This is a genomic window from Mycolicibacterium mageritense, assembly GCF_010727475.1.
GTDB classification, from domain to species: Bacteria; Actinomycetota; Actinomycetes; order Mycobacteriales; family Mycobacteriaceae; genus Mycobacterium; species Mycobacterium mageritense.
This window is the reverse complement of record NZ_AP022567.1, coordinates 6,847,734-6,869,270: the sequence shown is the minus strand read 5'-3', so window position 1 is coordinate 6,869,270 and position 21,537 is coordinate 6,847,734. Positions and strand designations below refer to the sequence as shown.

Genomic DNA, 21,537 nt, shown 5'->3' with positions numbered 1-21,537 from the left:
GTCAGACCTCCCGCAACCGCGCGGCCACACCTTCGGGTGTCACATCACTGATGAACGCGTCCATGGCCGACTCGGAACCGGCGAGGTATTTCAGTTTGGTTGCACTGCGACGCACCGACATCAGCTCGACGTGAAAGTACCCGTCCCGCTGTTCGGCGTTGTCACGGTATTGATGCAATGCCGAAATATAGGGCAGCGCAGTGGGGTACATGCGGTCGAACCGTTGCAGGACGTCCCGGTACATCTCGGCGAACGCATCCAGCTCGACGTCGTCGAGCTCGGTCAGGTTGTGCACGAATCGGTTCGGGTAGATGTGGACCTCCACAGGCCAGCGGGCGGCAAACGGGACGAACGCGGTGAACAGGTCGGTGTGAGCGATGATCCGCGCGCCATCGGAGAGTTCACGCGCCAACAGGTTCGCGAACAAATTGGTGCCGTGCCGGTTTCGGTGTCCTGCCGCGGCGCGCAGCATCTGATCGGTGCGCGGGGTCAGATAGGGATAGCCGTAGATCTGGCCGTGCGGGTGGTTGAGCGTGACGCCGATTTCCTCGCCGCGGTTCTCGAAGCAGAAAACCTGCTGTATGCCGTTGCGGCCGAGGAGATCCGCAGTGCGGTGGCGCCACGCCGACACCACCAACCGGGCGTGGGGAAGCGGCAACTGCGCGAATGCTCCGTTGTGGTCGCTGGAGAAACAGATCACTTCGCACCGGCCCGATCCCGGCGCGGACACGAAGTCGACGCCCGTGATGTCGGGTAGCGCGAACAGCGAATCGCCGGAAAGGCTGGGAAATCGGTTCTCGAACACGACGACGTCGTAATCCGGCGCGGGCACCTCACTGGTCAGCCCGGACGGGCCGGGACACAGCGGGCACTGGTCGGCCGCAGGCAGGTAGGTGCGGTCCTGCCGCAATGCGGCGATGACGACCCACTGCCCGGTCTGGTGGTCGAAACGCAACTGTGACTGCTGTCTTCCGCGGGGCGGCAACGGGCGTCGGTCGGCGACCGGTGCCGGCGTATGGCCGGGTAACGAGAAGAACAGTTGCTCGCGCCCGTCGGCGAGCTCCCAACGCATCGGTTCGGTCATTGCTGACCCGCCACATCCGCGACCATGATGTCGCCGATCAACCTCGACAGGATGGCCCGGTCCGCCGGGGCCAGCCCGTTGTCGACGACAAGCGTGTCGACCTGGTTCAGCCCGGCGAAGACGTTGGTGCCGATCTCGCCGTACTTCGTGTGGTCGGCCAGCACGAACAGGTGCGCCCCGATTCCGATCAGTGCCCGGTTGGTCTGTGCCTCAGCGATGTTGGGCGAGGTCAGGCCCGCCTCCGGATCGAACCCGTGCACACCGAGATAGGTGGCGTCGACCCGGAACGATGCGATGGCCGCGTCGGCGATCGGGCCGACGAGTGCGTCCGACGGCGTACGTACCCCGCCGGTGAGGTAGACCTGCGGGGCGTCGGCACCGTCGCTCGACGGGCTGGTGAGCACGTCGAACACCGTGACGGAGTTGGTGACCACGGTGATCGACGACCGGTGCCTGAGCCTGCGGGCCAGCTCGGTCGTCGTGGTGCCCGCACTGATGGCGATCGTGGCCCCGTCCTTGACAGTGCCCGCCGCGACGTCGGCGATCGCGGCCTTCTCCGCACGTTGCTGCGTGGCCTTCACCGAAGCCGATGGTTCCTCACCGCGGGCGTGTCGCGGGACGGCACCGCCGTGCACCTTGCGGAGCAGCTCCTCGGCGTCCATCGCGTCGAGGTCGCGCCGCACCGTCATCTCGGACACTGCGAGCTGGACCGCGAGTTCGGTCACGCGGACCGCTCCGTCCAGGTTCAGCGCCCGCAAGATCTCACGGCGGCGTTCGGCGGCCAGCATCGGCTGTGCACCCCCTTCAGGACGAGAACACACACTAACAAACAAACTCTCACGGAATAGCTCACAATACGTGGCATGGGCTGTTAGATTTTGGTTGTTTTCGTCGGAACATGATCACTTCAGGGGCGTGATGACCACGACCAGTTTGGCTGCGGACGGCGTTCTGCGGCTGTCCGTCGGCGCGATCGATTACACCTTGATCGCCATCTACTTCGTCTTCGTACTGGGCATCGGATACCTCGCCCGCAGTCAGATCTCGACGAGCCTGGACTTCTTCCTGTCCGGGCGCCGGCTGCCGGCCTGGGTGACCGGCTTGGCGTTCGTCTCGGCCAACCTGGGTGCCATCGAGATCATGGGTATGTCGGCCAACGGTGCCGAGATCGGCCTGTCCACGATGCACTACTACTGGATCGGCGCCGTGCCCGCCATGCTGTTCCTTGGCGTGGTGATGATGCCGTTCTACTACGGATCCAAAGTGCGCAGCGTGCCCGAGTTCATGCGGCGACGCTTCGGACCGGGTGCACACCTGGTGAACGCGATCAGCTTCGCCGTCGCCCAGGTGCTCATCGCTGGTGTCAACCTGTTCCTGCTGGCCACCGTGATCAACGTGCTGCTCGGCTGGAACCGCTGGCTGTCGTTGATCGTCGCGGCCCTGATCGTGCTCACCTATACCGCACTGGGCGGGTTGTCGGCCGCCATCTACAACGAGGTGCTGCAGTTCTTCGTCATCCTGGCCGCTTTGGTGCCCCTGACCGTCTTCGGTCTCATCAAGGTCGGCGGCTGGAGTGGCTTGAAAGACAAGGTGATCGACACCGTATCGGACGGCGCCGTGACCGCGACCGTGGATCAGCAGCTCAGCACCTGGCCCGGACAAGCGTTGTCGGGCTTCACCAGTCCGGTGTGGTCGGTGATCGGCATCGTGTTCGGCCTCGGTTTCGTGCTGTCCTTCGGCTATTGGACGACCAACTTCGTCGAGGTACAGCGCGCCATGGCGTCGGACTCGATCTCGGCGGCGCGGCGGTCGCCGATCATCGCGGCGTTCCCGAAGATGTTCATCCCGTTCGTGGTCGTGATCCCCGGCATGATCGCGGCGGCCGCGATCGGCGATGTGATCCATCTGAAAACGACTGGTACCGGCGAGATCACGTACAACGACGCGATGCTCGTGATGATCCGCGACATCCTGCCCAACGGGCTGATCGGCGTCGCCGTCACGGGCCTGCTGGCCTCGTTCATGGCCGGTATGGCGGCCAACATCTCGGCGTTCAACACCGTCTTCAGCTACGACATCTGGCAGCAGTACGTGGTGAAGGACCGGCCCGACGGGTATTACATCCAGGTCGGCAGGGTCGCCACCCTGGCGGCCACGGTGCTCGCGATCTTCACCGCACTGATCGCGGCGGGCTACTCGAATCTGATGGATTACCTGCAGACCCTGTTCGGGTTCTTCAACGCGCCGCTGTTCGCCACGTTCATCCTGGGAATGTTCTGGCGCCGGATGACCCCGACCGCGGGCTGGACGGGGCTGGTCGCCGGAACGCTTTCCGCGGTCGGCGTTTTCCTGCTGGGCGAGACCGGTGTGATCAGCCTGCCCGGCCAGGGCGTGCCGTTCGTCGCGGCCACCGCGGCGTTCGTCGTCGACATCATCGTCAGTGTCGCGGTGAGCCTGGTGACCACGCCCAAACCGGCCGCCGAGTTGGCCGGCCTGGTGTACTCGGAGACGCCGCGCGAATTCTTCCACGACCCCGACAGCGTCGGAAAGCCGTGGTATCTGAGAGCCGCGCCACTGGCCGGGGTCGCGCTCGCCCTCGCCATCGCCCTCAACATCGTCTTCCACTGATTCGGAGCCGAAATGTCCACTCCAAAGCCGAACCGCAACAACGGACCGGCCTTTCACCTGTTCGACATCCGCAACATCATCGGCGCGCTGCTTGAGATCTACGGCGTGGTGCTACTCATCGCGGGCGTGGCGCCCAACATCCTGGCCGACCGGCACGACGACGCGGTCGGCAACCGCGTCGACCTCTACATCGGCACCGATGCCAACTGGTGGGTGGGCGTGGTGCTGCTGGGGGTGGCCGCGATCTTCTTCGCGTGGGCGTACTTTCGTCCCGTGCACGTCGAGGAGACGTCGAAGGACGAGTAGCGGGTCGCCCACCCGGCTGCCGGTGCGCTTCGAACGCTAGGAGCCCACCGGTTCGCCTGCGCCCTGCAGGCTTTGCACCGCAATGTCCTTGGCCCAGCGGTAATCCGCCTTGCCCGCGGGGGAGCGCACGATCTGCGGCGACCTGATGAACGCCTTGGGGATCTTGTATCGCGCGATCGAGGTTTCGCAGACCTGCGCCAGCTCGTCGTCGGTGGCCGAGGCGCCGTCAGCGAACTGCACGACCGCGACCACCTCGCTGCCCCAACGCTCCGACGGCCGACCGACCACCACCACGTCATACACCGCGGGATGCGCGGCGACGGCGCGTTCGACCTCCTCGACGAAGATCTTCTCGCCGCCGGAGTTGATGGTCACCGAATCGCGGCCGAGCAGCTGAATCCGCCCGTCCGTCAACACGTTTGCGCGGTCGCCAGGTACCGACCAGCGCACGCCGCCGATGGTGGGGAAGGTGCGGGCGGTCTTGGCCGCGTCACCGAGGTACCCCAGCGGGATCAGATCCCGGCGGGCTAGCCAGCCCCCGCCTTCGCCGGGACCGAGCACGCGGCTGAGATCCTCGGAGACGACGCCCGTGTCGGACTGCGGATTGAACGTGGCCGGTTGAGTTTCCGTACCCGCGGTCGCATACGTGCTCATCTGGGCGCCCGACTCCGACGCGCCGACCGCATCGAGCAGCATCAGATGCGGCAGCGCGGTCAGGATGCGTTGGCGCACAGTCGGAGACAATGGTGCGCCGCCGTTGCTGATGGTCACCAGGGAGGACAGGTCGTAACCGCCGTTCTCGATCTCGTCGAGCAGGGGGCGGGCGATCGCGTCTCCGACGACCGGAATGCTCAGTACCCGTTCGCGTTCCGCGAGCCGCAGCGCGTCGGCGGGACGCAACCGCACCACGTCGTCGGGAATCACGAGCTTGCCGCCCATGGTGATGGCGTTGTACGCGGCCCACTGCGCGGCGCCGTGCATGAACGGCGGGATCATCAGCATCGACAGGCCGCCGCCCGCCGTACGGGCGCGCTCGGCGAGTTCGTCGTACGACGCGATGAAGCTGTCGCTGCCGAACGGCCGGCCACCCATCGACGACAGGAAGATGTCGTGCTGGCGCCACAGCACGCCCTTGGGCATTCCCGTGGTGCCGCCCGTGTAGAGGATGTACAGGTCGTCACCAGACGGCGTCGGCATGCCCGCCGGGGGCTCGGGTGTCGCCAGGGTCGCCTCGTAGTCCACGGCACCGGGCAGCAGGGCGTTGCCGGACTCGTCGGCGACCTGGACGAGCACCCGAAGGTTGGGCAGCCGGTCGCGGATCGCGGCGACGCGCGGGGCGAACTCGGCGTTGTAGATCAGCGCCGTGGCGTTCGAATCGGTCAGCAGGTAGAGGAGCTCCTCTTCGACATAGCGGTAGCTGACGTTGAACGGGGCAACCCTCGCGCGGTAACTGCCGATCATCGATTCGAGGTATTCGTTGCCGTTGCGCAGGTAGATGCCGAGATGGTCCTGGCCGGACTCGTGGCCGGCGAGAGCCGCGCGCTCGGTGTGGACGCCGAGACCCGCGGCGACCAGATACCGCGCGAACCCGTCGACGCGGGAGTCGATCTCGGCGTAACTCAGCCGCCGATCGCGCCACACCAGAAAGGTCTGGTCGCCGACGGCTTTCGCCACGGTGGAAAAGACTGTGGACAGGTCGAACGTCACATCACCGCTCATGGCACTCCTGTGTGGCACGCTGGAATGCCACCGACCATACACTCATCACATTTCTGTATGGCCAGCGGTGTGGGTCACACCGGACCGGTTACTGCGGGAAGAAACCTGCGCCGGTCAGGACACCCGGCTGCCAGCCCTGCGCGCCCAGGCACAACATGGGCCGCCCGTCGGGGGACTGCGCCGCAGCCTGCGGGCCCGGGCACGGTGAGCCGATCTCCTGCACGCCGTGCAACGGGTATGCGTAGGTCCAGAACCCGGTGTCCACGGGCGGCCACTGGTTGGGAATCCAGCGGCACTGCATGGCCTCGCCACCGGGACCGCGGCCGAAGACGTTGCGTTCCCAGCTGAAGCACGGCGCACCGTTGTAGGCCTCGTAGCTCATCCCCGGCACATCGGTCGAATAGCGGCCCGGCTGATCGAAATACATGTTGTCGTTCGGATCGGCGGCCGCGCCGGGCGCGGCGGCCACCGCAGCCCCGGCGATCGACGCGGCGACGAAGAGTTCGCGAATCATGTCCCACCCTCAGGTTGGCCGGCCAGCACAGACCGACTCGTTAGCGCTGGGCCAGAAGCCTAGTCGGTCGAACCTGGAGCCGGTCGAGTTTTGCCGACGACTACTCCGCGGTGTCGGCGTCGAGCACGCTCACGGCGATGCCGTACGGCAGGAACCGCACGCGCCGCGTCGGGTCGGTGTTGCGGCTGTTGGCGCGCAACGCATCGAGCTCGGTCCGGAAGACCTGTTCGATGCGGGCACCGCCGTCGTCGTCGACCGTGAAGATGGCCCATACGCCGTCACCGGTCTCACCGGTGGTCTCCGGTTCGGTACGGGGTTTGGTGAACCGCGCGAACTCGTCGACCAAGCCGGCCCAACCTGCGCGCTCGCCCGAAGTCACGAAGAACTTGCTGATCCCGTCGAGGGCCTCGCGGGCGACGCGGTCGAGGTCGTCGGGGTCGAATCCGAATGGTCCGCTCATCGCGTCCCTCTCTAATGCAGTCCGGTAAACCGGGGAAACGTGGTCAACCTCCAGTGTGCGCGCAGGCGCAACCGGGCGGGGTGGTAAACGATCCCTATGCCCTTCACCCGTGCCGACCTGATTGCCGCCGCCGACCGATCGCCGCAGGCCGCGACGACCCACGACCGCGACGGCTGGGTGGGATTGTTCGCTGCGGGCGGACAGGTCGAAGATCCCGTCGGCTCCCGACCGCACCGCGGCACCGACCGGATCGCGCGGTTCTACGACACCTTCATCGGTCCCCGCGACATCACGTTCCACCGCGACGTCGACGTCGTCGAGGCGACGACGGTGATCCGTGACCTCGAACTCGAGGTGGCCATGGGGCCCTCGGTGACCATGCATATCCCCGCCTACCTGCGTTACGCGCTGCAACCCGCGGGTCCGGACTTGCAGATAACCCAACTGCAGGCGTACTGGGAGTTGCCGGCCATGGTGGGGCAGTTCCTGCGCAGTGGGCCTGCCGCCGGGCCTGCCGGTCTGCACCTGGCGGGCGCCCTGCTGCGCAACCAGGGGCCCGCCGGTGCGCTGGGATTTGCCAGGGGCTTCCGCAGGGCGGGCCGGCGGGGACGCGGCCGCTTCACGCGGCTGCTCGATGCCCTGTGCGCGGGCGACGAGGTCGCGGTGCGGCGGCAGGTCTCCCGCGACACCGAGATCCGCCGCGGCGATGCCGAATCGATGGGCACTGCCGAACTGTCGGCACTGACGGCAGGCACTCGATGGCGCAAGCCCATCACGTCGGGATACAGCCTGGTGGCCGGGTTTCGGGGCGACCGGGATCCCGGTGTCCTCATCGCGGACCTCACGCCCGGTACGCAGACCGTGCGACGCCTGCGGTACTTCGCCGGCTGAGCTGGGCAAACCGCCCGGTGTCGGCCCGGTTGTACCGCCGCAGGCCACCGACGTGAGACCGTATCAACACCATGGCTGACCACGACTACATCACCTACGAAGAATTCGGCCGCCGATTCTTCGAGGTTGCCGTCACCGAAGAACGCGTCGGTGACGCCATCGGTGCGATCGCCGGCGACGAATTCGAGATGGGCCCCATCGGGCAGGGGCCCGGGAAGATTGCCAAGGTCACCGCGCGGGTGAAAATTCAGAAACCGCGGGTGACCCGGCATGTCGGCGAGACCATCACGTTCTCGATCCGGATCCCGCTGGAAATCGACATGATCATCGACCTGCGCATCGACCGTCCGCAGTTCATGGTGTTCGGCGAGATCGCGCTGCGGGCCTCGGCCGTGGCGGCCGAGCCGCTGCTGTTGATTCTCGACGTGAAAAAGCCGCGGCCATCGGACATCTCGATCCACGTCACCTCCAAGTCGCTCCGCGCCGAGGTGCTGCGCATCCTGGCCGGCGTCGACGCCGAGATCAAGCGATTCATCGCTGCTCACGTGGCCGGCGAGATCGACAGTCCGGAATCGGAGAAAGCCAAGGTCATCGATGTCGGCGACCGGCTCGACGCGGCGTGGACCGGGGTCTGAGGCGCAGTTCTAGGCGCTCAGGCTCATCAGGGCCGGGCGCCGCGGGCCACGCCCCGCATCGCTCGACCGCCCGCGGAGATGCCGCCAGATCCACGGCATGAGCATGTTCTGCGTCCACAACGCCTGCGAGTAGGCGCGGGACCGGAACGACTGCTCGGGTGCGGCCGGGCCACTCGCGGCGGCCCAATCATGGTTGCTGCCCGGCAATTCCAGGGCTTCGGCGGCAGCGGCCGCGAACAGCGCGTGCCCTCTTGCCGACCCGTGTACCCGGTCGGCGCTCCAGGTGTCCGGTTCGCGCATCGACGGCGCGGAATACAGGTCGACGAGCCGGAACCCGTAGCGGTTCGCAGCCTCGACGATGGTGTCGTTGATCTGTAGCACGCGCCCGCCGAGGAGTCGGCCGACCGGCAGGATCTGGGTGATGTCGGGAAACGTGGTGGTGACCACGGTCGCTCCCGAGCGGTCGAGTGCGGCGTAGATGCGCTCCAGATCTGCCAGTGCGCGGCCGAACGCCCGGCCCGGCCTGGTCACGTCGTTCATCCCGATGCAGACCGTGACGAGGTCGGGTCGCATCGCCAGGGCGCGTGGGAGCTGATCGGTGAGCACATCACCGATGCGCCGGCCCCGGACGGCCAGGTTCGCGTATGCCAAACCGGGGTAGAGCTGGTCGATCTCGACAGCCAGCCGATCGGCGAATCCCATCAGGCCGTTGTCGTCGTCGCCATCCCACAATCCCTCGGTCTGACTGTCGCCGAGTGCGACATATCGGGTGAATCGTGGCACGGTGGCGACTTTAGCGCTGTCAGACCGCAGTTCAGCGCCGGGCCTGCCGGTGAAATGCAACGTGGGGCGCCCGAATTGGGCGCCCCACCATGATGTCGAGCCGATGTACGGCCTTGTTGGGGATTACTTCACGTCCACGTAAACCGTCTTGCCGGTGACGGTGGTCTGCCTGCTGTCGCCCGGGTTGCCCGAGTCGGTGCGGGAGTACGTCTGACCCGGCCGGACCGCGACCACGGTCGCCTTCTCGAGCGGTGTGGTGCCGGTCCGGTTGACGATCACGGTGTAGCCCTGCGCCTGCAGGTCGCTGATGGTCTGCTGGGCGTTGCCCGGGCCCGACGGTGCGGCCTGCGCGGGCGCGGCAAGGCCGATCACGGCGGCGACAGCGCCGCCGGCGAGTGCTGTAGCAAATCCGATCTTCTTCATCTTTGGTGCCTTCTTTCGGTGTTCGGTTGTCTGTCGAGCCGCGGTGCCGATGCGCGTGCGACGCGTGTTCACCGGGTGGTCATCGTCAAGATCACTTCCTGTTACAAGCGGTTAAACCTGCTGTTCAGAGATTTAATTCCACTGGCAGAAAAATGTTGCAGATTGGCAGGAACGCGGCGTGGAGACGGATGTCCCGCACCACCCGGGACTAGGAATGAGACGCACGTCTCACATGTTGGCAGTGGCGCGCATCACGTCTCGCCAGCAAAGTGATGCGGCTGACGTTCAGCGCAGCAGCCTGGCGAGGTTCATCGGAACAGTCAACGGTCGGCCGACTGCGCTGAGCTGACCCACCAGCTCGTCGAGTCGTCCCCGCGGGAGCGGCAACTGCCACTCGGGCACGACGCCATGCACCCGCACGAGATGGGGAGCGACGCTGATCCCGGTGAGCTGCAGGCCGTGCGGAAGTTCGGGCAGGCGGATCGAATACGACGGTGTTCGGGCAGGCAGGGCCCAGCGGCGCCGGCCGACCCTCACCCCGCGCGGAACCAGCCTCAACACCGAGCCGTCGAGGCGTCCGTCGAGTTCAAGGTTCCCGAGGCGGGGGCGGCGCGCGAGCCGTAGCCGCGCGACGCCGTCGGGCCCGACATGCACCCGGAACCGGGGAGCGGCCCAGGCGAACAGATCGTCGAGCGCGGGCGCCGGGATGTCGAGGGACAACTCCACGGGCGCCGCGACCAAGACCGGTGGGACCGTGGGCCGGAGGTGGGCGTTGTGTACGACGGCCGTGGCGCGCGCAAAGCGGGTTCCGCCCCAGTCGATGTCACGCGCCGCCAGCTGGACGTTGCCGAGCTGACCGACCGTCAGGGCCCGCATGTCCAGCTGGGAATCGAACTCCGTGACTGTGAGCGTGAGGTCGATGTCGTCGAACCGCAGCCCGATGCGCCGACCGACGACCAGTCGCCGGGCGGTGAAGAACAACGTGCGATATGCCGTTGCCGCGCTGCCGGTGACGGGCGCGACCGCGGCCGCCGACCACAGCGACGCCAGCATGTCGAGCGGCCGCAGTGGATCCCAGCGGCGCACCGGCCCGGGGCGGGTCATGCCACCAGCATCCGCCATCGCCGGTGAGTGCCCGGCACGGACCCCACGCGTAGGCTGCACCCAATGCCGAAGCTGAGCGCGGGGCTCCTGCTGTACCGCATCGTCGACGATGTCGTGGAAGTCCTCATCGCACACCCAGGAGGGCCGTTCTGGGCCCGCAAGGACGACGGAGCCTGGTCGGTGCCCAAAGGCGAATACCTCGCCGACGAGGAGCCATGGCTCGCGGCGCGCCGTGAATTCACCGAGGAGCTGGGAGCTGCGCCACCGGACGGTCCGCGTCGTGACCTGACGCCGGTCCGCCAGGCGGGTGGCAAGATCGTCACAGCGTTCGCCGTACGCGGCGATTTCGATCCGGCTGCCGCGACGAGCAACCTGGTCACCATCGAGTGGCCGAAGGGATCCGGGCGGATCATGGAGTTTCCCGAAATCGACCGGGTGGGTTGGTTTCCGGTCGCCGTGGCCCGGGCGAAGCTGCTGGTCGGTCAGCGCCCGTTGCTGGACGAACTGATGGCTGCGCCGGAACTGGCGGATTACCACGAGGGTGGGCCCGCAGCCGGCGCAGAGTCCGCGTCTCGACAGCGTTGATGGTCAGTGCGCGTCCGTGGATCCGCCAGCCGGCGGGAGTCCGGAGGTACTCGTCGTCGTAGCGCACATGCCACACCAGGTCGGTGGGCTGATCGGCGCCGAAATTCCAGTGGTGTGCCACTGCGGTGATCCGGCCCAGCGCGTAGTCGACCGACGGCCCCGCGGCGTACACCTCACCAACGATGTCGTGCTGAGTGCGCGCCACGTCCGCAAGTGACCTCAATGCCGAGCGCACCCCGGTGCGACCGTGCCACCGCCGCACCGGATCCAAGCTGGCGGGTGGTTCAGGCAACCGCAATTCTGCTGTCTCGGTGAATAATTCGACCACGTCATCGAACCGGCGGTCGTCCACTGCCGCCGCGTAGAGGTGCACGAGGTCGGCCAGTGCCAACCGGTCGGCGACGGTGAGGGTCACGGTAGGAGGCCCAGCCGCTGCGCACATGCCGACAGTGCCTCGCGGGCTTCGTCGAGGCTGCCGACCGTAGGCATCGCCAGGACGACGCGGTCGGCACCCAGCTCGGCCAGGCGGCCCGCACGGTCGGCGTCGATCTTGGTCACCAGATGACCCAGGGTCACCTCCAGAGCTGCCGGGTCGCGACCGGATTCGGTTGCCGCAGTGCGCATCACGTCGAGCAAGTCGGCCAGCTCTTGGCCCGCGACTCCGAGCGGTTGGAACCCGTCGCCGAGCCGGCCGGCGCGCCGGGCGGCGGCGCGGCTGTGCCCGCCGATGTGGACGGGGACGTGCCCGCGGGGTTTCGGGTAGGACATCGCGTGCTCGAACTCGAAGAACTCACCGTGGAAGGCGGCTCCGCCGGGGTGGTCTTGCCACAGCGTGCGTAGTACCGCGAGCTGTTCGTCGGCGCGCCTGCCGCGGCTTTCGAAATCCGTTCCGCACGCTTCGATCTCCTCTTTGAGCCACCCGGCACCCACCGCGAGGCGCAGCCGCCCGCCGCTCAGCACGTCGAGCGTCGCGACCCGCTTCGCCAGTACCACCGGATGATGGTTCGGCAGCACCAGCACGCCTGTGGCCAGTCCGAGCGTGGTGGTCTGGCCGGCCAGAAATGCCAGCAGGTCAAGGGGATCGGGCACCGGGCAGTCCGCCGGGAGTTCGACGCGGCCCGACGTGTCGTACGGGTAGACGCTGGTGTACTCGGACATCAGCACGGTGTGCTCGACCACCACGATGGATTCGAAGCCGCACGCTTCGACATGCTGGGCGAAGGCGGTCATCCACTGCGGATCTGCGGTGACCGCTGCCGCGACCGGGGCCAGCACGGCGTATTTCACGGCAGCCCGTTGCCGCGTCGGATGGATTCCCGGCATTCGCGGCGCGTCATGCCGGTCTGCTGCATGCAGACCCGCACGGGTGACTCCTCCGCCACCGGCAGGGCCGGTTCCGTCGGGTCTGCCGTCACGGTCGGGCTCGGGATGTCGCCCTGGGTCAAGGACCAGATCGAGGCACCGGTGGTCTGCAGCGTCGAACAATACGCGGTGGACCCGTCGGCCGTCGTCGCGGTGGACCCGACCGGTGTGCAGTTCGCGCCGATCACCACGGATGCGGGTGCTGCCGTGGTGGTTTCGGTGACCGTCTCGGTGTCGGTCACCGGCGGGGGAGCGGCGGGCGGCGGCGGCACGGTGCTGGACGGGTTCGGCGGCCGCGCGGTGGCAGGCGACACGCTGGACGTCGATTGCGCACGTGCCGTTGTGCTTTCGTCGTCGGCGCGCCGGAATTCCGTCACCGCGACCACGATTGCCACGGCGAGCAGTATCGCGAGCACCGCGGGCAGGACAACCCCGGTCCGCAGCCACGTACGCGTGGCTGCGGGGGTTGCGACGGGCGCGGGCCGGGTGGCGTCGACCGCGCCGTCGCCGTCGTCGAGGTGATGACGCAGCGCGCGGGCGAAGTCTGCGCACCGCGCGAACCGGTCCTTGGGATCCTTGGCCAAGGCCTTGCCCAGGACGGGATCGAAGGCCGCCAGGTGCGGATGCCGTTCGCCGACGGCCGGCGGGGCGGCCGAAAGGTGCTGGCTGATCACGACTGCCGGATTGGTGTGCTCGAACGGCGGTGAACCGGTCAGCAGCTGGAAGGCCGTGGCGGCCAAGGCGTATTGGTCGGCGCGGCCGTCCAGGTGGCCGCCGAGGAGTTGCTCGGGCGCCGCGTATGCCACCGTGCCCACCGTCATGTTGGTCGCGGTCAACCCGCTGGCCTCACTTGCGTAGCGGGCAATGCCGAAGTCGGCCAACATGATCCGCTGTTCGTCGGAATCGGGTTTGGCCAGCAGGATGTTCGCGGGTTTGACGTCGCGGTGCAGCAGGTCGCGTTGGTGCGCGTAGTCGAGTGCATCGGCGACTGCCGAGATGATCTGGCACGCCTGGTGGGGCGGCATGCCGTGCGGATAGCGGTCCCGCAGCAACTTGCCCGCGTCGGTGCCGTCGACGTAGTCCATGGAGATCCACAGCTGGCCGTGCTCGTCGCCGCGGTCGTGGATCGCCACGATGTGCGGATGCCACAGCGCCGCAGCGATGTCGGCCTCGCGGTGGAACCGTTCGCGGTACTCGGTGTCGGCCGAGATGGACGTGGGCAGCACCTTCAGCGCATCCTGCCGGGGTAGCCGCGGATGCCGGGCGAGATACACCTCGCCCATGCCACCGGACCCCAGCGGCCGCACGATGGTGTAGCCGGCGAATATCGCACCAGCGGCCAACGGCATGGGCCGAATAGTACCGCCGCAGCTCAGAGTTCGAGCGTGAGCCGCCGACCTTCTTCGGCCCGAGACACACACGTCAGCAGATACCCCGCCGCGCGCTCCGGATCGGTGAGCAGAGTGTCGCGATGCTGGGGTTCGCCGTCGAGCACCCGAACCCGGCACGTGCCACAGAACCCCTGCTGGCATGACCACGGCGCGGTCACCCCGGACCGGTTCAATGCGGCCAGCAGTGTTTCGTCGGCACCCACGTCGATCGTGGTCCCCGACGAGGCGATGGTCACAGAGAACTCGGCGCCGTCGACCACCGGAGGAGCGGCGAACCGTTCGAAGTGCAGCTCGACGTCATCGCGGCCCGCCAGGTCGGCGCGGATCGCGGTGAGCATCGGGGCCGGACCGCACGCGTACACCGTGGTGCCGTCCGGACAGTCGCCCAGCAGGTCGGCGGCCGTGGGCACACCGTTGACGTCGTCGGTGCGGATCTCGATGCGGTCGCCGAACCGGGCCAGCTCGTGCAGGAACGGCAGGCTGTCGCGGTGTCTGCCTACGTAGACCATCGACCAGTCGATGCCGAGGCGCTCGGCGAGGCCCAGCATCGGCAGGATCGGGGTGATGCCGATACCGCCTGCGATGAACCGGAACCGCTGCGTCGGCGAGCCGTAGCCGGGAACGGTGAGCGGGAACGCGTTGCGCGGGCCGTGCGTGGTCAGGCGGGCGCCGACCCGCAGATCCTCGTGCACCTCGATCGAGCCACCGCCGCCGTCGGGAATGCGGCGCACCGCGATCCGATACGTGCCGGCCGACTCGGGATCGCCGCACAACGAATACTGCCGGATCCGGCCGCTGGCCAGGTGCACGTCGATGTGGGCGCCTGGATGCCACCGCGGCAGTGCCCCGCCGTCGGCGGCAGCCAGAGACAGGGCGATGACATCCTGGTCGTGCGCCACCACCTCACGCCCCGCGACCGTGAGTTCGATGATGCGGTTGAGTTCGGGAGGCGGTGCCGGCCGCCGGACCAGGCGCGTCACGCCCAACATCGTGTTGATGGCGATGTCGGCGAGGCCCAGCATGGGGTCATGGCGGAACCGGCCGGACATGCTCGGCGGCAGGGCCCGGTACCGCGACAGCAGCGCCATTACAGGTGCGCGGCCCGCGCCGCGGGCGAGCTCGCGAGGTAGGCCACGGCCTGGGCCGTCGACCCCATCTCCTCTGGGCTGTACCGCGGGCGGCAGTACGTCAGGGTCTGCTTTCCGAACATCGACGAGAACTTGGGCAGCAGACCGAGTTTCGAATCGCGCATGCGCATGCGGTTCATGCGCAACCAGCCGATGTCGAGGGTCGGATCACGCTTGACGAGCTCCCACGTCCCGCGCTGGAAGAACAGGTAGACCGCGGTCGCGGCGATGGACATGGCCCGTACGCGGCTGAAATAGCTGTCCTGGAAGTAGACCGCGACGTCGTGGGCGACACTGCGGTGCTCGACCTCCTCGGCGCCGTGCCAGCGGAACACATCGGTCATGGTCGGATTGGCGTCGAAGTCGTCCCACGTGCAATTGAGCACGAAATCCCCGAGCACCGCGGTGTAGTGCTCGATGGCCGCGATCAGCCACAGCCGGTCGCAGAGGTCGTTGAGGCGGCGCCGCGGGTCGGCCGATGTCGTCGGTGCCAGCAGCTTGGTGAACACGTGCTGGACGAGGTCCATGACGGGCTGGTAGTCCACGCCGTGTGCGGTCAGGAACTGCTCAAGCACCTGATCGTGTGTTTCGGCGTGGGTGGCCTCCTGACCGATGAAGCCACGCATGTCGTCGGCGAGTTTGGCGTCGCGCACGTAGGGCAGCGCCTCGTTGAAGGTCGCGACGAACCAGTGCTCGGCCGTCGGCAGCACCACGTTGAAGAGGTTGACCATCGTCGCGGCGACCGGATGGTCGGGAATCCAATGCAGCGGGATGTCGGTGAGATCGAAGTGCACCTTGCGGGCCTGGATCTGGACCGGGCCGGGATCGATCTCGTGCTCGAACCTGAGTGGACGCAGCATCGCGAGCCTCCTGGAATGAGTGGACTTCCAGAAGTGTACGAAACTAGGTGGGAACGCGGGTACCGGGTAGGGCCCCGTTGTGTCAGCCGGCGGGCGGCGGCGTGCCCGCGCCGGGGGCACCGGGAACCGGCACGACCGGCGTCGGCGTCACGGTCGTGACGCCGTTCGAACCGACCGTCGGGCCACCGGAGGGGCCCTGTTCCGCGAGCCGGTCAGCGGCCTCCTGGGTGCAGTCGAGCATCAGGATCATCTTGCCGCTCGAGTTGACCTTCTGGGAGTCCACAAGGCATTGCGCCTGCGGCAACACGCTGCCGCGGGAACCGCCGAACGTGGCCTTGACGCCCTGGCTCTTGAGGATCGCCACGGCCTTCACATACGGCTCGCCGACCACGTTGAAGGAGCTCACGTCGGGCTGCGACGTCGCAACGCCCGCGCCGAGCACAGCGGCAGAGCCGGCTGCGATCAACCCACCGGCAAGTACAACAAGCTTCTTCACGTGATCTCCGTAGGTCGGGTGCGCCTGCGAACATATCGCAGCAGTGACAAATGTGAAACCGCAGCGAGGCCCCGCGGCGTTACATCCGGACCGAGCTGACCTCGGCCATGACGTCGGCCAGGGCTGCCGCCCGCGGATCGACGAACACCTCCTCGAGCAGCAGCCGCCGGCCGTCCGGCCCGGCCAGCGGCACCCGCCAGTTGGGGTATTCGTCGATGGTGCCCGGCTGGTTCTGGGTGCGCAGATCACCGACCGCGTCCGCCAGCGACAGCGCGAGCAGTTTCGACGGTGTCCGGCCGAGGTAGCGGTACAGCGCCGCGACGATGTCGGCCGATGTCGGTTCGCTGTCGGGGTCGAGCAGGCCGACCCGGCGCAGTTCGTCGAGCCAGCGGGCCTGGGCCGCCTGGTCCTCGGCCTGTTCCTCGGCGGCAGGCCGGGTCAACAGGCCCAGCTCGTCGCGCAGTCGCACATGCTCACCGGCGAGGTAGCCCGCCGTCGGCGGCAGGTCGTGTGTGGTCACCGACGACAGGCAGAACTCGCGCCAGTTTTCCGCTGCCAGCGGGCCGCCCGCGTCGTCCGCCTCGAACCACAGGATCGACGTGCCGAACAAACCGCGGTCGCGCAGATAGTCGCGGACCCACGGTTCGACCGTGCCCAGATCCTCGCCCACCACGAGCGCGCCGGCCCGGTGTGCCTCCAGCGCGATGATGCCCATCATGGCGTCGTGGTCGTACCGGACGTATGTGCCTTCCGTGGGCGCGGCTCCCTTCGGGATCCACCACAACCGGAACAGCCCGATGATGTGGTCGATCCGGACGCCGCCGGCATGGCGCAGCGCACTGTGCACCAGCGCGCGGAACGGCTCGTACGCGCGCTCCGCCAACCGGTCGGGCCGCCATGGCGGCTGCGACCAGTCCTGGCCCAGCTGGTTGAACTCGTCGGGCGGCGCGCCCGCGGTGACCCCGAGCGCCAGCACGTCCTGCAGTGCCCAGGCGTCGGCGCCGTCGGGATCGACACCCACCGCGAGGTCGCCCATGATGCCCAGCTCCATGCCGGCCTGCACAGCCGTGGCCTGGGCCGCGGTCAGCTGGTCGTCGAGCAGCCACTGCAGCCAGCGGTGGAAGTCGACGGCGGCCGGGTTGGCCGCGGCGAACGCCGCGACGTCAGGGCCGGCCGGGTGCTGAAGTTCGGCGGGCCAGTTGTGCCAGTTGGCTCCGTACTTCTCGGCCAGCGCGCACCAGATCGCGAAGTCGTCCAGGCTGCGCCCCTCCCGGTCCCGGTACGCGGCGTAGGCCAGCTCCCGGCCCGCCGAGCGGGGGACGGCATACACCTGTTCCAGCGCGCGGCGTTTGGCTTTCCAGGCGGCGTCGCGGTCGATGAGGTCCGTGCGATCGGCCCGGTCGGTCAGTGCGGTGCGCAGCTTGCGCACGCGGCCCCGGTGCCGCATCGACGCGTACTCCGGGATCGCCTCGACGCGCAGGTACAGCGGGTTGACGAACCGTCGTGACGTCGGCAGGTACGGCGACGGTTCCATGGGTGCGACGGGCGCGGCCGCGTGCAGGGGATTGACCAGGATGAAGCCCGCGCCGTGGCGGGCCGACGACCACACGGCCAGGTCGGTGAGATCCGTCAGGTCGCCGGTGCCCCAGGAGTTCTGGGAGCGCACGCTGTAGAGCTGCGTGGCCAGGCCCCAGCAGCGGCGGTCGCCGAGCCGCGGCGGCAGGCCGAGGGTGGCGGGGGAGACGACCACCGGGGTCTGGGCGGTGAACCCGCCGACCGTCAGCAGCAGGCGGTGATAGCCCAGCGGAAGGTCGGCGGGTAGTTCGAAGGTCGCCTCGCCGACCCAGCGGTCACCGACATCGAACGGCGGGGTGTTGTTCTCCAGCTGCCGCAGCCCGGTGCGTGCGGTGCCGTCCTCCAAGAGCAGCGTGAGATCCACGGGATCGCCGTGCGTGACGTGCACCCAGAACGGCGTCGTGGAGCCGGCCCGGCCGAGCACGATCGGCGGCAGCGATCGCTGCCAGTGCTCGCGGTCGTGCGCGGCCAGCGCTTCGGCCCGCTCCCGGTCTGTCCCGGCCGGAACGCCCAGCGCGTCAAGCACCGCCACCAGGGTCGATTCCGCGACCGGGGTGTGCCTGCCGGTCCAATCGACGAACTCGGTTGCCACACCGTGGCGACGGGCCAGTTCGGCCAGGGCGGGGGACGGGGTACTCATACCGCCAATCTTGGTGCCTGACGGCTCGTCGCGTCAGTCGACGTCCCGGATCAGCAGGTCGTCCCAGGTGTCCCTGCGGACTACGAGCCGGGTTTTTCCGTTGCGCGCGAACACAACTGGCACGCGCCTTGCGCCGTTGTACTGGTTGGACATCGTGTAGCAGTAGGCGCCCGTGACCGGGATGGCCAAGAGGTCGCCGACCTTGGGATCCTGCAGCTCGACCCCGTCGACGAGTTGGTCGCCGGACTCGCAGTGCCTGCCGACCACGGTGACCGTCTCGCCGCCGCCGACCCGGTTGACGATCGTCGCCTCGAAGCGCTGCCCGGTCAGCGACACGTCGAGGTTGTCGCCCATCCCGCCGTCGACCGCGACGTGCACGATCTGGCCGCGCTTGACCGTCGTGACGCGGTAGACCGTGCAAGCACTCGTGCCGACCATGCTGCGTCCGGGTTCGACGATGATGCGGCTGCCCTCGGGCAGCAGGGCCCGGGCCTGGCCGACCATGGCCTCGGCGTAGTCATCGAGGCTCGGCGCGTGGTCGTCGTAGGTGTAGCGCACGCCGAGCCCGCCGCCGAGGTCGTACACGTCGAACGTGCCGAGCTTGGCGATCGGCTCCACCGCGGCCGCGAGTTGTTCGGTGTTGAGCAGCTGCGACCCGACGTGGGTGTGCACGCCGTCCAGGCGGAGCCGCGGGCTGGCCTCTATGCGGGCGATGGCCCGGCGCGCGTCGTCGGGCATCAGGCCGAACTTCGAACCGGCGTGCCCTGTGGCCTGCGAGGCATGGGTGGCGGCCTCGACGCCCGGAATGACCCGGACCAGGCAGCCCTGTTGCCGACCGGCGGGCACGATCCGCTCGAGCCGGTCGATGTCGTCGAAGTTGTCGACCACGACCAGGCCGACCCCGTGCTCGACGGCGAGAGTGATCTCCTCGTCGGTCTTGGCGTTGCCGTGCAGCACGAGCTTGGCCGGGTCGGCGCCCGCCTTGACCGCGGTCACGATCTCTCCGCCGCCCGCGACGTCGAGGTGCAGGCCCTCCTCGGCCATCACCCGCTGAACCGCGGTGCACGGGAACGACTTCGACGCGAACGCGACGTCGGCGCGCGGCCACCGGCTGCGGAAGGCCGCCAGGTAGTCACGCGCGCGTTGTCGCAGCGCATCCTCGTTCACCACGATGGCCGGGGTGCCGAACTCCTCGGCGATGTCGTCGAGGCGGCAGCCGCCGACCATGAGCGTGCCGTCGGCGTCCGGGCGCGTTCCGGGTGGGAACAGGCCGATCAGTTCTTCGGTGGTGTGCGAGACGAGTTCGGTGGACACCGCCTCAGCGTGCCACCGCGCGGGCGGCCGCGAACCGAGTGCGCAAAAGTCGCGCGAACTTATTGACGGCCCGGTGCTACCGTAGTGTCTGTAACGATCCGTACAGAAGGTATGACGTGTCTCGGCCCACCAAGAAACAGCAGCAGGGCGAGCAATCGCGCGAGCTGATCCTCGACGCCACCGAGCGGCTGATGGCGACCCGCGGGTACGCCGCGACCGCGATCAGTGACATCCGGAAGGCGTGCGGCTTGCCGGCCAGTTCCATCTACTGGCACTTCGGCTCGAAGGAGGGCGTGCTCGCGGCCGTCATGGCGCGCGGAGCGGAGCGGTTCTTCTCAGCCATCCCGGTTGAGGACACCGCCGAGCGGCAGCTCGCCGTCACGGCCGAACTGCAGGCGCACCACCCGGACTTCCTCCGGTTGTTCTACCTGCTGTCCATGGAGCGCACTGATGACGCGGCGGTCGCGGCCGTGGTGCGCCAGGTGCGCGACACCGCGATCGCCCGGTTCGGCGATGCGGTGCGCGGGCTGCTACCCGCAGGTGTGGACGCGGCACGGGCCGAACGGATCGTGGCCGACCTGACGGCCTTCGCCGTGGCGCAATCCGACGGGATCTTCTACGCCCGGCATCTCGAACCAGAAGCCACCGATGTGGCACGCATGTACCAGATGCTGTGGCGGGCCGTCACGGCGCTCATCCCGACAATGCTGGAGGAACCGTGACGAACAAGACCGTGGTCATCACCGGCGCCAACACCGGTCTTGGCTTCGAATGCGCACGCGCGCTGCTGAATTCCGATCCGGCCTGGCATGTGGTGCTTGCCGTGCGGGACACCGCGCGCGGCGCCGACGCCGCCGCGGCGCTGGGGCACCCGGCGCGGACCACGGTCTGCGAGCTCGACCTCGCATCGCTGGAGTCGGTGCGCCGGTTCACCGAGGAGCTGCCGCGGCGCGACGTGCATGCGTTGGTGTGCAACGCAGGCGTGCAGGTGGTCTCGGGCACGCCGACCACCCGCGACGGCTACGAATTGACGTTCGGCGTCAACCACCTCGGGCACTTCGCGCTGGTGCGCGGGCTCCTCGATCAGCTGGTCGCGCCAGCCCGGATCGTGGTGGTCAGCAGCGGAACTCATGACCCGGCCAGGCACACCGGAATGCCCGCGCCGCGCTACACCACGGCCGCGCAGCTCAGCGAACCCGTCAGCGGCGGGCTCACCGCCGAGGAAGGCCGCCGTCGCTACACCACGTCGAAGCTGTGCAACGTGCTGTTCAGCTATGAACTGGACCGGCGGCTCGACCACGGTGCCAGGGGAGTGACGGTCAACGTGTTCGACCCCGGCATGATGCCCGGTTCCGGGCTGGCCCGTGACTACCCGCCGGTGCAACGGCTGGCCTGGCGCTTCGTGCTGCCGGCCCTGCGGGTACTGCCGGGTGTGCGCAGCACGCGTCGCTCGGGAAGCGATCTCGCGGCGCTGATCGCCGATCCCGCGTTCGACGGCGTCACAGGGGCCTACTTCGACGGAACCCGCCAGACCCGGTCGTCGGCCGACTCATACGACGACGCGCTGGCCGCGGACCTCTGGCAGGTCAGCGATCGGCTCGTGTCAGCGGTGCGCTGACGCGCGGTATCGTCACGGAAGT

Annotated in this window: 22 protein-coding genes and 1 pseudogene; 7 read left to right on the top strand and 16 right to left on the bottom strand. The window is 68.2% G+C overall.

Annotation, left to right across the window (positions count from 1 at the left end; genetic code table 11):
• Position 1 precedes the first annotated feature (1 nt).
• Positions 2 to 1,084, bottom strand: a complete 1,083-nt coding sequence (gene galT / locus G6N67_RS33125) for a galactose-1-phosphate uridylyltransferase (RefSeq protein ID WP_036439738.1) — start codon at positions 1,082 to 1,084, stop codon at positions 2 to 4.
• Positions 1,081 to 1,872, bottom strand: coding sequence for a DeoR/GlpR family DNA-binding transcription regulator (locus G6N67_RS33120; RefSeq protein ID WP_036439740.1), 792 nt, complete (start codon positions 1,870 to 1,872; stop codon positions 1,081 to 1,083). The genes galT and G6N67_RS33120 overlap by 4 nt, the downstream gene beginning before the upstream one ends.
• A 130-nt stretch (positions 1,873 to 2,002) precedes the next feature.
• Here G6N67_RS33120 and G6N67_RS33115 point away from each other — a divergent pair, with 130 nt between their 5' ends.
• Positions 2,003 to 3,712: a sodium:solute symporter family protein gene (locus G6N67_RS33115; protein WP_036439742.1), complete on the top strand. Its 1,710-nt coding sequence runs from the start codon at positions 2,003 to 2,005 to the stop codon at positions 3,710 to 3,712.
• A 12-nt stretch (positions 3,713 to 3,724) separates the two neighbouring features.
• On the top strand, positions 3,725 to 4,018 hold the full coding sequence (locus tag G6N67_RS33110; protein ID WP_036439744.1) for a hypothetical protein: 294 nt from the start codon (positions 3,725 to 3,727) through the stop codon (positions 4,016 to 4,018).
• Positions 4,019 to 4,054: 36 nt separating this feature from the next.
• Here the strand turns inward: G6N67_RS33110 and G6N67_RS33105 are convergent, their stop codons facing one another.
• From G6N67_RS33105 to G6N67_RS33095, 3 genes are all read right to left on the bottom strand, one after another.
• Positions 4,055 to 5,737 (bottom strand): acyl-CoA synthetase, encoded by a 1,683-nt coding sequence (locus G6N67_RS33105; RefSeq protein WP_036439746.1) that lies wholly within the window; start codon positions 5,735 to 5,737, stop codon positions 4,055 to 4,057.
• Between the two features lie 88 nt (positions 5,738 to 5,825).
• Entirely contained in the window at positions 5,826 to 6,251 is a 426-nt protein-coding gene (locus tag G6N67_RS33100) for a hypothetical protein (protein WP_036439748.1), read from the bottom strand.
• Positions 6,252 to 6,351: 100 nt separating this feature from the next.
• The gene (locus tag G6N67_RS33095; protein ID WP_036439750.1) at positions 6,352 to 6,711 is read right to left on the bottom strand and encodes an Rv0313 family protein; all 360 of its coding nucleotides are present in this window, start codon (positions 6,709 to 6,711) and stop codon (positions 6,352 to 6,354) included.
• Between the two features lie 96 nt (positions 6,712 to 6,807).
• Between G6N67_RS33095 and G6N67_RS33090 the strand changes: the two genes are divergently transcribed.
• Together G6N67_RS33090 and G6N67_RS33085 are read left to right on the top strand one after the other, a co-directional pair.
• Entirely contained in the window at positions 6,808 to 7,602 is a 795-nt protein-coding gene (locus tag G6N67_RS33090) for a nuclear transport factor 2 family protein (RefSeq protein WP_036439752.1), read from the top strand.
• 71 nt (positions 7,603 to 7,673) lie between these two features.
• Positions 7,674 to 8,237 (top strand): hypothetical protein, encoded by a 564-nt coding sequence (locus G6N67_RS33085; protein WP_036439754.1) that lies wholly within the window; start codon positions 7,674 to 7,676, stop codon positions 8,235 to 8,237.
• A 9-nt stretch (positions 8,238 to 8,246) separates the two neighbouring features.
• Here G6N67_RS33085 and G6N67_RS33080 read toward each other — a convergent pair whose 3' ends face one another.
• The 3 genes from G6N67_RS33080 to G6N67_RS33070 all read right to left on the bottom strand — a co-directional run bounded on the left by G6N67_RS33080 (position 8,247) and on the right by G6N67_RS33070 (position 10,547).
• The gene (locus tag G6N67_RS33080; protein ID WP_036439756.1) at positions 8,247 to 9,020 is read right to left on the bottom strand and encodes an SGNH/GDSL hydrolase family protein; all 774 of its coding nucleotides are present in this window, start codon (positions 9,018 to 9,020) and stop codon (positions 8,247 to 8,249) included.
• Between the two features lie 123 nt (positions 9,021 to 9,143).
• Complete coding sequence (locus G6N67_RS33075) at positions 9,144 to 9,443, bottom strand: hypothetical protein (RefSeq protein ID WP_036439758.1); 300 nt, start codon at positions 9,441 to 9,443, stop codon at positions 9,144 to 9,146.
• Positions 9,444 to 9,728: 285 nt separating this feature from the next.
• Positions 9,729 to 10,547: a hypothetical protein gene (locus tag G6N67_RS33070; protein WP_036439760.1), complete on the bottom strand. Its 819-nt coding sequence runs from the start codon at positions 10,545 to 10,547 to the stop codon at positions 9,729 to 9,731.
• A gap of 63 nt (positions 10,548 to 10,610) precedes the next feature.
• Between G6N67_RS33070 and G6N67_RS33065 the strand changes: the two genes are divergently transcribed.
• The gene (locus tag G6N67_RS33065; RefSeq protein WP_036439762.1) at positions 10,611 to 11,132 is read left to right on the top strand and encodes an NUDIX hydrolase; all 522 of its coding nucleotides are present in this window, start codon (positions 10,611 to 10,613) and stop codon (positions 11,130 to 11,132) included.
• A gap of 22 nt (positions 11,133 to 11,154) precedes the next feature.
• Here G6N67_RS33065 and G6N67_RS33060 read toward each other — a convergent pair.
• From G6N67_RS33060 to lysA, 8 genes and pseudogenes are all read right to left on the bottom strand, one after another.
• Positions 11,155 to 11,574 (bottom strand): annotated as a pseudogene (locus G6N67_RS33060) (nuclear transport factor 2 family protein); the annotation flags it as partial.
• Positions 11,544 to 12,419, bottom strand: a complete 876-nt coding sequence (locus G6N67_RS33055; protein ID WP_036439766.1) for an LLM class F420-dependent oxidoreductase — start codon at positions 12,417 to 12,419, stop codon at positions 11,544 to 11,546. The pseudogene G6N67_RS33060 and the gene G6N67_RS33055, both read right to left, overlap by 31 nt.
• Positions 12,416 to 13,843 carry a serine/threonine-protein kinase gene (locus G6N67_RS33050; RefSeq protein ID WP_036439768.1) on the bottom strand — a complete coding sequence of 476 codons (1,428 nt, stop codon included), beginning with the start codon at positions 13,841 to 13,843 and terminating at the stop codon, positions 12,416 to 12,418. Before G6N67_RS33050 ends, G6N67_RS33055 begins: the two co-directional genes overlap by 4 nt.
• A gap of 23 nt (positions 13,844 to 13,866) precedes the next feature.
• The gene (locus tag G6N67_RS33045) at positions 13,867 to 14,973 is read right to left on the bottom strand and encodes a PDR/VanB family oxidoreductase (RefSeq protein ID WP_170315720.1); all 1,107 of its coding nucleotides are present in this window, start codon (positions 14,971 to 14,973) and stop codon (positions 13,867 to 13,869) included.
• Entirely contained in the window at positions 14,973 to 15,872 is a 900-nt protein-coding gene (locus tag G6N67_RS33040) for a metal-dependent hydrolase (RefSeq protein WP_036439773.1), read from the bottom strand. The genes G6N67_RS33045 and G6N67_RS33040 overlap by 1 nt, the downstream gene beginning before the upstream one ends.
• An 82-nt stretch (positions 15,873 to 15,954) precedes the next feature.
• Complete coding sequence (locus G6N67_RS33035) at positions 15,955 to 16,368, bottom strand: hypothetical protein (protein WP_036439775.1); 414 nt, start codon at positions 16,366 to 16,368, stop codon at positions 15,955 to 15,957.
• 79 nt (positions 16,369 to 16,447) lie between these two features.
• Complete coding sequence (gene malQ / locus G6N67_RS33030) at positions 16,448 to 18,583, bottom strand: 4-alpha-glucanotransferase (protein ID WP_036439777.1); 2,136 nt, start codon at positions 18,581 to 18,583, stop codon at positions 16,448 to 16,450.
• A gap of 33 nt (positions 18,584 to 18,616) precedes the next feature.
• On the bottom strand, positions 18,617 to 19,897 hold the full coding sequence (gene lysA, locus G6N67_RS33025; protein ID WP_036439779.1) for a diaminopimelate decarboxylase: 1,281 nt from the start codon (positions 19,895 to 19,897) through the stop codon (positions 18,617 to 18,619).
• A 116-nt stretch (positions 19,898 to 20,013) separates the two neighbouring features.
• Between lysA and G6N67_RS33020 the strand changes: the two genes are divergently transcribed.
• Together G6N67_RS33020 and G6N67_RS33015 are read left to right on the top strand one after the other, a co-directional pair.
• Positions 20,014 to 20,619 carry a TetR/AcrR family transcriptional regulator gene (locus G6N67_RS33020; RefSeq protein ID WP_036439781.1) on the top strand — a complete coding sequence of 202 codons (606 nt, stop codon included), beginning with the start codon at positions 20,014 to 20,016 and terminating at the stop codon, positions 20,617 to 20,619.
• Positions 20,616 to 21,515: an SDR family NAD(P)-dependent oxidoreductase gene (locus G6N67_RS33015; RefSeq protein ID WP_036439783.1), complete on the top strand. Its 900-nt coding sequence runs from the start codon at positions 20,616 to 20,618 to the stop codon at positions 21,513 to 21,515. The genes G6N67_RS33020 and G6N67_RS33015 overlap by 4 nt, the downstream gene beginning before the upstream one ends.
• The last annotated feature ends 22 nt before the right edge of the window (positions 21,516 to 21,537 follow it).

What these genes read in the sequence shown, in the direction of transcription:
- galT (WP_036439738.1), bottom strand. Translation starts at nt 1,084, where the DNA reads ATGACCGAACCGATGCGTTGGGAGCTCGCCGACGGGCGCGAGCAACTG.
- G6N67_RS33120 (WP_036439740.1), bottom strand. Translation starts at nt 1,872, where the DNA reads ATGCTGGCCGCCGAACGCCGCCGTGAGATCTTGCGGGCGCTGAACCTG.
- G6N67_RS33115 (WP_036439742.1), top strand. Translation starts at nt 2,003, where the DNA reads ATGACCACGACCAGTTTGGCTGCGGACGGCGTTCTGCGGCTGTCCGTC.
- G6N67_RS33110 (WP_036439744.1), top strand. Translation starts at nt 3,725, where the DNA reads ATGTCCACTCCAAAGCCGAACCGCAACAACGGACCGGCCTTTCACCTG.
- G6N67_RS33105 (WP_036439746.1), bottom strand. Translation starts at nt 5,737, where the DNA reads ATGAGCGGTGATGTGACGTTCGACCTGTCCACAGTCTTTTCCACCGTG.
- G6N67_RS33100 (WP_036439748.1), bottom strand. Translation starts at nt 6,251, where the DNA reads ATGATTCGCGAACTCTTCGTCGCCGCGTCGATCGCCGGGGCTGCGGTG.
- G6N67_RS33095 (WP_036439750.1), bottom strand. Translation starts at nt 6,711, where the DNA reads ATGAGCGGACCATTCGGATTCGACCCCGACGACCTCGACCGCGTCGCC.
- G6N67_RS33090 (WP_036439752.1), top strand. Translation starts at nt 6,808, where the DNA reads ATGCCCTTCACCCGTGCCGACCTGATTGCCGCCGCCGACCGATCGCCG.
- G6N67_RS33085 (WP_036439754.1), top strand. Translation starts at nt 7,674, where the DNA reads ATGGCTGACCACGACTACATCACCTACGAAGAATTCGGCCGCCGATTC.
- G6N67_RS33075 (WP_036439758.1), bottom strand. Translation starts at nt 9,443, where the DNA reads ATGAAGAAGATCGGATTTGCTACAGCACTCGCCGGCGGCGCTGTCGCC.
- G6N67_RS33070 (WP_036439760.1), bottom strand. Translation starts at nt 10,547, where the DNA reads ATGACCCGCCCCGGGCCGGTGCGCCGCTGGGATCCACTGCGGCCGCTC.
- G6N67_RS33065 (WP_036439762.1), top strand. Translation starts at nt 10,611, where the DNA reads ATGCCGAAGCTGAGCGCGGGGCTCCTGCTGTACCGCATCGTCGACGAT.
- G6N67_RS33050 (WP_036439768.1), bottom strand. Translation starts at nt 13,843, where the DNA reads ATGCCGTTGGCCGCTGGTGCGATATTCGCCGGCTACACCATCGTGCGG.
- G6N67_RS33045 (WP_170315720.1), bottom strand. Translation starts at nt 14,973, where the DNA reads ATGGCGCTGCTGTCGCGGTACCGGGCCCTGCCGCCGAGCATGTCCGGC.
- G6N67_RS33040 (WP_036439773.1), bottom strand. Translation starts at nt 15,872, where the DNA reads ATGCTGCGTCCACTCAGGTTCGAGCACGAGATCGATCCCGGCCCGGTC.
- malQ (WP_036439777.1), bottom strand. Translation starts at nt 18,583, where the DNA reads ATGAGTACCCCGTCCCCCGCCCTGGCCGAACTGGCCCGTCGCCACGGT.